Source organism: Capnocytophaga sp. oral taxon 380 str. F0488 (assembly GCF_000318255.2).
In the GTDB taxonomy this organism is placed as follows: domain Bacteria; phylum Bacteroidota; class Bacteroidia; order Flavobacteriales; family Flavobacteriaceae; genus Capnocytophaga; species Capnocytophaga ochracea.
In genome coordinates this window covers 4,805-12,786 of record NZ_KB291226.1, presented here as the reverse complement: position 1 = coordinate 12,786, position 7,982 = coordinate 4,805, and the positions used below count along the sequence as shown (strand labels likewise).

At 28.2% G+C, this 7,982-nt stretch carries 12 protein-coding genes and 1 pseudogene; all 13 read left to right on the top strand.

Translation table 11 applies throughout. From position 1 onward, the window contains the following. Positions 1 to 2,009: pseudogene (locus HMPREF9078_RS12020) on the top strand (hypothetical protein); the annotation flags it as partial. A 6-nt stretch (positions 2,010 to 2,015) separates the two neighbouring features. Continuing rightward, positions 2,016 to 2,570 (top strand): hypothetical protein, encoded by a 555-nt coding sequence (locus tag HMPREF9078_RS09170; RefSeq protein ID WP_009420412.1) that lies wholly within the window; start codon positions 2,016 to 2,018, stop codon positions 2,568 to 2,570. Positions 2,571 to 2,578: 8 nt separating this feature from the next. Then, positions 2,579 to 3,115, top strand: a complete 537-nt coding sequence (locus HMPREF9078_RS09165; RefSeq protein WP_083477093.1) for an ADP-ribosyltransferase — start codon at positions 2,579 to 2,581, stop codon at positions 3,113 to 3,115. A gap of 1 nt (position 3,116) precedes the next feature. Beyond that, the gene (locus HMPREF9078_RS09160; protein ID WP_009420410.1) at positions 3,117 to 3,380 is read left to right on the top strand and encodes a hypothetical protein; all 264 of its coding nucleotides are present in this window, start codon (positions 3,117 to 3,119) and stop codon (positions 3,378 to 3,380) included. A gap of 296 nt (positions 3,381 to 3,676) precedes the next feature. Beyond that, positions 3,677 to 3,880 (top strand): hypothetical protein, encoded by a 204-nt coding sequence (locus HMPREF9078_RS09150; RefSeq protein WP_009420408.1) that lies wholly within the window; start codon positions 3,677 to 3,679, stop codon positions 3,878 to 3,880. After that, positions 3,880 to 4,356: a hypothetical protein gene (locus HMPREF9078_RS09145; RefSeq protein ID WP_009420407.1), complete on the top strand. Its 477-nt coding sequence runs from the start codon at positions 3,880 to 3,882 to the stop codon at positions 4,354 to 4,356. Before HMPREF9078_RS09150 ends, HMPREF9078_RS09145 begins: the two co-directional genes overlap by 1 nt. Continuing rightward, positions 4,328 to 4,660, top strand: coding sequence for a hypothetical protein (locus HMPREF9078_RS09140; protein WP_009420406.1), 333 nt, complete (start codon positions 4,328 to 4,330; stop codon positions 4,658 to 4,660). The genes HMPREF9078_RS09145 and HMPREF9078_RS09140 overlap by 29 nt, the downstream gene beginning before the upstream one ends. A gap of 1 nt (position 4,661) precedes the next feature. After that, positions 4,662 to 5,171 (top strand): hypothetical protein, encoded by a 510-nt coding sequence (locus tag HMPREF9078_RS09135; protein ID WP_009420405.1) that lies wholly within the window; start codon positions 4,662 to 4,664, stop codon positions 5,169 to 5,171. Between the two features lie 91 nt (positions 5,172 to 5,262). After that, a complete protein-coding gene (locus HMPREF9078_RS12225) occupies positions 5,263 to 5,820 on the top strand; it encodes a hypothetical protein (protein ID WP_034543437.1) in 558 nt (185 codons plus the stop codon). 2 nt (positions 5,821 to 5,822) lie between these two features. Then, positions 5,823 to 6,272, top strand: coding sequence for a hypothetical protein (locus tag HMPREF9078_RS09125; RefSeq protein WP_009420403.1), 450 nt, complete (start codon positions 5,823 to 5,825; stop codon positions 6,270 to 6,272). 224 nt (positions 6,273 to 6,496) lie between these two features. After that, positions 6,497 to 6,961 (top strand): hypothetical protein, encoded by a 465-nt coding sequence (locus HMPREF9078_RS09120; RefSeq protein ID WP_009420402.1) that lies wholly within the window; start codon positions 6,497 to 6,499, stop codon positions 6,959 to 6,961. A gap of 57 nt (positions 6,962 to 7,018) precedes the next feature. Continuing rightward, positions 7,019 to 7,522 carry a hypothetical protein gene (locus HMPREF9078_RS09115; RefSeq protein ID WP_009420401.1) on the top strand — a complete coding sequence of 168 codons (504 nt, stop codon included), beginning with the start codon at positions 7,019 to 7,021 and terminating at the stop codon, positions 7,520 to 7,522. 43 nt (positions 7,523 to 7,565) lie between these two features. After that, the gene (locus HMPREF9078_RS12220) at positions 7,566 to 7,799 is read left to right on the top strand and encodes a hypothetical protein (RefSeq protein ID WP_232305328.1); all 234 of its coding nucleotides are present in this window, start codon (positions 7,566 to 7,568) and stop codon (positions 7,797 to 7,799) included. Positions 7,800 to 7,982 lie beyond the last annotated feature (183 nt).

Below are 7,982 nucleotides of genomic sequence, written 5' to 3'. Positions count from 1 at the left end.
TCTACCGCGACTGGAAGCAAATCAACGACCCTAAGGTGAAGTTATACGCTTTTCAAGGACAAGGGGAAGGAGAGTATTTAGTTTACTCATTACAACAAATATTGGATTTTCTTAGAAGCAACAAGAATAAAGAAGTAAATTTTCCTCCTGCTAAGCAAGATTATAACTTAGAAAAATATTCTTCAGAAACTCGTTTAGATGAATATTTTACAAATAAAGAAAATAAGAAAGTAAAAATAGTAGGACTTTATTGCAATGATAAAAAGGGGAAATTGAACCTATCTACTGTAGGGAATATTGTAGGAAGAACAGGATACTCTGTAGAATTTAACGAGTATAATGCTGTTTTTTCTATGTATGTTTACTATGCCCAAGGAAAAGAGCCTGCTATTACTATCAAAACAAAAGGATATCACGCATTAAAAGAAATCCTTAATTACATTGGCTTTGAAATTACAGGGGAAAGCAAAAGATATATAGCTAAACTATACAAAGAGGCATTTGGAAAAGCTGGTTATGATTATAACAAAATAGATGCTTTGCTTGAGGATATTCCAAGTTTTATCATTTCTGAACTTTCAGATGAGACACTATGGAAATATTTACAATCTCTTTCTAAAGGAAGTATTGATAAGGCAGGAACGAACGAAGAAAGTGCTATCTTTAATGTTATCAATAGCTTTAAAGATGATAAGTATTTGTATAACCAATTGTATAATCATCAAGAAGTAGTCTATGATTTATATTCAGGAATAGATGGAGATAATGTAATGCGTTATCTCAATAAACTTCTTCAATTAACAGATAAGTATAGTAAAGCAGAAGAACAAAGTCTCAGACATTTCTGTTTTTTAGGGCTATTTAAGACAGGTGATTATAGATTCTTTACAGAGATCAAAAATATTAAAGAACATAATCGTTCTAAATTTATAAAATCTTGGAAAGTTACAGTATTAAATAAAGGAATCCCATCAGAATTAGACGTCTCTGACTTAAGTAATTTTTCAAAAGAAAATTTATTAGATGTTGCTACTGTTTATCTTTATAAAAATTCAACAACACCTAAAGTTGATGTTTTACCTATTATATATATTTATCATTTATCAAAGAAACAAAATCAGGAAGACCTTTTAAAAACAATAGAAATAGCATCTAACTTCTTAGGGTTATATGGAGCTTCAAGAGGACTATTTGTAAAGGGAGCAAGTGTAATACTGAAAACAGCAGCGACCATTGAAATAGTAAATTTGTCGTTAAATGCTTATATGCAAAATGAATCCCATAGAAAAGAAATAGAAAATATGGGAGCCGGAGGCAAGTGGTTTGTGAAGAATTGGAGTACTATAAGTACCCTTACTGATTTAGCGACCTTCTCAGTAGCTATATTAGATGATTTGCCTAAAGTAAGCGCTAAACTGCAAAAAGAAGGAGTAGACACCAAAGAACTAGATACTTTTGTTGAAAAAGCAAGAAAAGAGGTGAGGAAAACTATAACAAAAGGAAATAAGAAAATTCTTGGTAAAATTGTTAGAAATGGTAATAAGGTTGAATACACTAATCCTGCAGGGAAGATATTGAGATGGAGTGAACAAAGGGCTAAGGACATAGAAAATGCTATTCAAGCAACAAAAAAATTAAATAACACTAATGTTAATAATATAGGTAAAATAACAGAAGGTAAAGTAGGAGAGTTTGTTAAAAGAAGAAAAGAAGTATTAGGATTTGGACAAAAAATAGAACCAAACATCACAGATATAGACGTTTCTACATTAGATGAAATAATTGAGGTAAAAACATCTTTTAGTGCTGTGAAAGAAAATCAATTTGATAAATTCTTAAATAGTAAGTTGGATAATTTTTGTAATCCAGAACAAAAGAAAGTGATTTTATATATAGACAAACCTATGTCTGAAGCCACAAATACGCAATTAAATATGATTAATAGAATCAAACAGAAAAATGTAATCGTAGTAAATTCATTAGATGAACTAGGAAAAATAATAAAGTAACTTGTTATGGGAACTCTTTCAAATATTTATGTAAAAAATGATAATATAGATAATATTATTAATGAGTTTAAAACGTTCTATTCTATAAAAAGAATAGAATTTTTAGATACTCCAAAGTGGTGGCTCTATGCGCCCAAAGAGACTATTATTATTTCATCTGAATATGAGAATTGGATAGAAATAGAGGTGCAATTCAATTATTCACTATACATTTATGATGAGTTTTTGAGAAGGTTGTCAGAGAAGTATCTAACTATTATTTTATTAGTATATTATCAATCAACAACGGGAGAAGGTAGAGTGGCTATATTTCAAAGAGGTAGAATGAATTTATCTATTGTTCAAAATTATGTTAGAGAAGAGAATGTGGATAAAAATATTTTGACAGATAATTTTGGTTTGCCTATCTCTTTAAAAAATAAATTTCAAATTCCTAATCTATATGATGAATGTTATGTTTTTGATTATGATTTTATAAATTACTTTTTGGAAAAAGAAGGGGTCTTTTCTCTATCAAAAGAAAAAAAATATCATTATATACATATAGAGAAAATTAATTAAAATACAAGATATTACTAAATGGAAAAGTCGCAAGAAAATTTACTAAGGAGCTTTCGTTAGAGGAAGAAGCTGTATTGAGATTTCATACAACCAAAGAGGGATATAAGAATTTTAATAGAGCTCTAAGAGGTGAAATACCTATGACTGATTTTTATATCTCTCAAAAAAAACTAATGAATCAGGCGTTGAAAAAGTTACCAACATCTAATCATAATAATAGTCTTTTATATAGAATTGAAGATTTATCTGAAAATAAAATTTCAGAATTATATGTTCAAGGTTCCATAATAAAAACAAAAGGATTTACTTCTGCAACATATTCAGAAGATGCTGTTATTGAAGCTATGAGGAATAGACCTTATACTGTCTTAATAAGAATAGAAGGAAAGGATGGAAAATTAATAGAAGGGCTTTCAACATTACCATCTGAAAAAGAAATATTATTTAAGTCTGAGACGATATTTAAAGTGGAAAAAGTAGGTTTTTCTCCTAACCCAGAAGATTATATGATTCCTATAAAAACAATTTGGTTAAAAGAATTATAATATGAAAGATTATCAAAAAGAACTTCTTTTATTAAAAGAGAGGAAAGACCAACTTATGAAAACAATTAATAGTTACTCATTTTCAAGTGAAAAAGAATATAATCTTTTTGTAAAGGAGAATGTAAATATGTTTGTTGAATTAATAAAGATAACTAAGGAAATAAAAGATATTCAATGGAAACTTATGAATGATATAGAGAGACAAAATTATTTAGATTATCTGAAAGAATTAAAAGAAAAATTTAATGAGACAGAATCTTATTGAATTTAGGTTATGCTAATTTTACGGAGGAGAATTATTGTTACAAATGGTAATATAATTGAATATACTTATCCTGCACGAAAAATATTGAGATGGAGTGAACAGAAGGTCAAGAACATTAGAAAATGTTATTTAAGCAACAAAAAGATTAAACAATACTTAAGTATAATAAACCTACCTGTATATAGAGGCTTAGGCAAAGAAGGATCTAAATATTTTTCATCATTAAAAAAGGGAGATAAAATTACAGAAAAAAGTTTTCTTTCTTCTTCATTAGATAAAGATGTTGCAAATTATTTATGTATAGAAATAATGGGAATACAATCCTAATTATAGAGCATAAGTCTGGTGTTTCAATAGCTAATATTTCACAATCAGGTTTTGAAGGAGAGATATTATTAAAGTCAGATAGAACATTTATAATAGAAAATAAAACATTTAAGCCACGATTTGATGAATCAGATCCTTTGATTCAAGAAATTTATCTAAAAGAAATTGAATAATGATGAATTTAGAGCAAGAAATAAAGTTTTTAAAGGAACAAAAGGTTCCTATAGAAGAAATTAGACTCCTTGAAATTTTAAAAAAAGAAGAAGAGTGGAATTTGTTGTCAAAAAAGGAGAAACAGAACAAACGAAAATTTGCAATATCTTTTTTAGAAAGAGAATCTCATAAAAATATCAATATAGAATATGAAAAAAATGTTATTAAACTATATGATATAGGAGAGAATATTATTCATAATACAATGTATACAGATAAAATCTATCTGAAACGACTTTGCATATTAGTTAATATACAACAAGATTTTATAGATGAAATGGGTATAAAAAATCTTTATAAAATAAGAAAAGTAGATATAAATATCATAGAAAATTTATTCAAAGAGATAAAGCAAGAGGATTCTCAAGAATATAGGAATCTTAATCTTGATAACTATTTAATTCTGTTTGAAAAAGTTTGGGGGAAAGCAGAATAAGATTGGTGATGTGATTACTTATAAAAACTTTTTATCAACAAGTAACGAAGAGGAAAAAGCAATTGAATTTTATTACTCTAATATAAATAAAACAGAGCAAGGAGGATTAGTAGAAGTAATTTCTAAAAATGGGAAAAAGATAGATAAATTTTCTGATGCTATAGAATGGGAAGTCCTACATAAAAGTAATACAAAGTTTGAATTAATAGAGATTGACAAATCCTATATATCGAATATTGATGATGTTCTTTTAGAAGGAGCTAAACCAATAAAATTAACAAAATACACTATAAAAGAAAAATAAGATGGATATAGTATCAATTAATAAAATTTATAATCAGTATCAATTAGAGTTTAAACATTCGGGGAATGAGGAATCCATTATAAATCTATTACTTAAACAAAAAGAATGGAATTTGTTAGATGATGACCAAAAACTTATAAAGCGGAAAAAATACCTACTTGATTTTGAAAAATATTTTATCTACAATGAAAAGAGAGAAAGAGTTTTTTTATATGAAAATTTAGTTTTTCAAATATATTTAAAGATAAAGGATTCGTTAAATATTATAGAGGCAGATATTAGTTCTTTTGAAGGTTTTTTCTTTAGAATAAAATCGATGCTTTTTTGTGAAAAAGAACTTGTAAATCAATATGAAAGCTTTAAAAGAATAGGTCATGTTCCCTTTGAAATTTTTGAACCTTTAATAGAGAAAGTAAAAGATACTCAAGAGTACAAGCAATATAGATTAGATGAATTATTTGAGGAATACAAAAAGATGTATCAATTATTCTTGGAGAAGCCTTATGAATAATTGTAAATTGTTGGGAAAATAAAATAGCTACTCTCTCAAGTAGAGAGTTTATTGGATAGTGCCTAATTTACTGAAGAAAGAAGGACTCACAATGGATGATTTTCATTATATGATGCAAAAACACGCCAATGCCTTGACTCCTAATGAAATTAAGAAACTTACCAGAATAAGAAAAGCTATTCCTAAACCTGATGAAAATACTTTAATGCAGAAAGTAATCACAGAAGATATGGCTAATAAATATTTAGATGGAACTTATAACACTATTGGAGGCTCTGTGGCTAGAGCAGTAGATACAAAACATTTAAAAACTATTGAAGATTACTATTATGGTTTGCGTTTAGACTATGAAAAAACTTTGTTTAGTGCTGGAGATAAATATTATTATACTATAAGATTTAAAACAGAAAAGTTGGATAATTTAGTAATCCCTATAGATAGTAGATTTACAAGTGAATATCCTTTTACTCGAAATGGTTTTACATCAGGTAATAATGGTAGATTAGGTATACCAGAATATGTTTTAGATAAGCGTGTTTCCCCAAAAATAGGAGCAGAAATTTGGAGGATTAAACCTGATGGAACTGAGGAACTAATAGGAGTGTTTAAAGAAGAAAATAATATTGAAAGATTTTACAAAATAAAATAATTATGGCAACTATAGGAAGAAAAGGAGATTTTGGTTATTTGAATGATAATTTACTAAGACTTCAGAAAGAGAAAGATTGGTTATTTATAACAGAAGATACTTCTTTGATAAATAAATATCATTTTAAGAAATATGACTATTATTATGGGTTAGTTATCAAAAATACAAAAATAATAAGTGCTTATAGTATTTACTATTATGCTCTTTATAAAGGATTAAAGTTTTTTGTAGAGAATGTAATAAAAAATGATATTTTTATATTATGTCCTTTAGAGGAAGCTATGATTTTCTTTAATGATTTTCCAAAGCAAGGTTATGACCCTATATACGAAATAAAAGAAAGTGAAGTTACCGATGTATGGGAAGAAAGAACTCCCATAAAAGGTTTTAAATTTGAAGAAGAACCTATTGTCTATCTCAAGAAAAATGGTATCTGGTTAGTTAAACATTAGAGCAGGATAGGTAAGTTAGAAGCTTGCTTCTCGCAGTGAATTTCCTTTTACCTCTACAGGATTTACTTCTGGGAATAATGGTAGATTAGGTGTTCCTGAATGGAATCTTCCTGAAAGAATTAAATTTATAGATGGCGACGAAATTTGGGAAGTGTTTAAGATGGGACTCAAAGATTAAGAGGAGTTTATAATGAAGATTTGGGAAAATTTATATCTAAATAAATATGCTAAGAATTAAAAATGATTTCTATGCAAAGTACTTGGACACTGATGGTCGATTTTGGGAAGTTAAAAAAGGAATATACCGTATTCAAGTAGAGAAAAGAAAAAACTTATTAGGTTTTAAAAACTATGATGAAGTAGAACTCAAAGATAAAATGTTTATAGATGTATCTAAAAATAAAATAAGTTCAGCCTATAGAGTGAGAACATACTGTAATTATAAAGAAGGGAAATATGATTTATCTAATATCGCAGATAACACAGTTATTCTATTTCCAGATTTAGAAACAAAACGTAAAATAGGTTTTCATATTTATAACGACAATAGTGTTGATGTTCCCTATGATAAGTTTGTAACCGAAGTTACTGATGTATGGGAAGAAAGAACTCCCATAAAAGGGTTTAAATTTGAGGAAGAACCTATTGTTTATCTCAAGAAAAAAGGTGTCTGGTTGGTTGAACATTAGAGCAGAAAAAGCGAATAATACAATAGAGAGAACCTTATCTAAAAATATTAGAATAATATGATTACTAATGTATTATACAAAAAAAGAGAAAATAATAAAGATTATTTTTTCAATTATGAAAATCCTAATGAAAAAGATCAAGCATTACGATTTGGCAATAGAATGGCAATTGATGCTATTGAATGGAATTATAAGAATAAGAAATATGAGATATGTTTTCTAAAAAAAGAATTTGGAGATGTTCTTATAGAAAAAGATAAGATTTTTATTCAATATCAAACGGCAGAAGCATCCTTCCCTGCTCCAAATAACATTGTAATATACACTCCTACAGCAGAAATAGAGAAGGTACTAACAACGCCTATATTACCTAATGGTAAAAAAGGAGGAGGTTTTTTACAAATAAATAAGATAATTTCAAATAAGAATAATTTTATTAGAGAATTTGAGAATCATTTAGAGGTGTGGGTTTGGGAAAATGAACGAAGTCTGTGGATTTATCATTATCTTTTTAATATTAATACATATGAATTCATTTTTAGATTAAGAAGTAGATACTAAATGTTTCTTTTAGCAAATAAAGTTCTTTGACATATTGAACCTTTTGATATTAGTGATCAACTCAAAAACGGCTTTGCCAACAGAAAACGAGTTTGGCAACCTTTCTACTTATAGCCCTGAACAAAATGCAGTCATCGCTAAATTTACAACCAACAGAAAGCCAAAAGAGAACACTTATTACATCTTTTTGGTAAACGACGGCACAGGCAATCACGGCTATATGCGATTAGGTGGGCAATATGGTTTTGTTTACAGCACCAATGCACGCGCACCATAGCCCACGAACTGGGGCACGGCATCTTTAAACTCGAACACCCTTTCAAAGGTAAAAATGCCGACAAAGGCAAAACCTCTGCCCTAATGGATTACAATCAGGGGCAAGACTTCTTCTACCGCGATTGGAAGCAAATCAATGACCCTAAAGTAAAGTTATACGCTTTTCAAGGACAAGGGGAAGGAG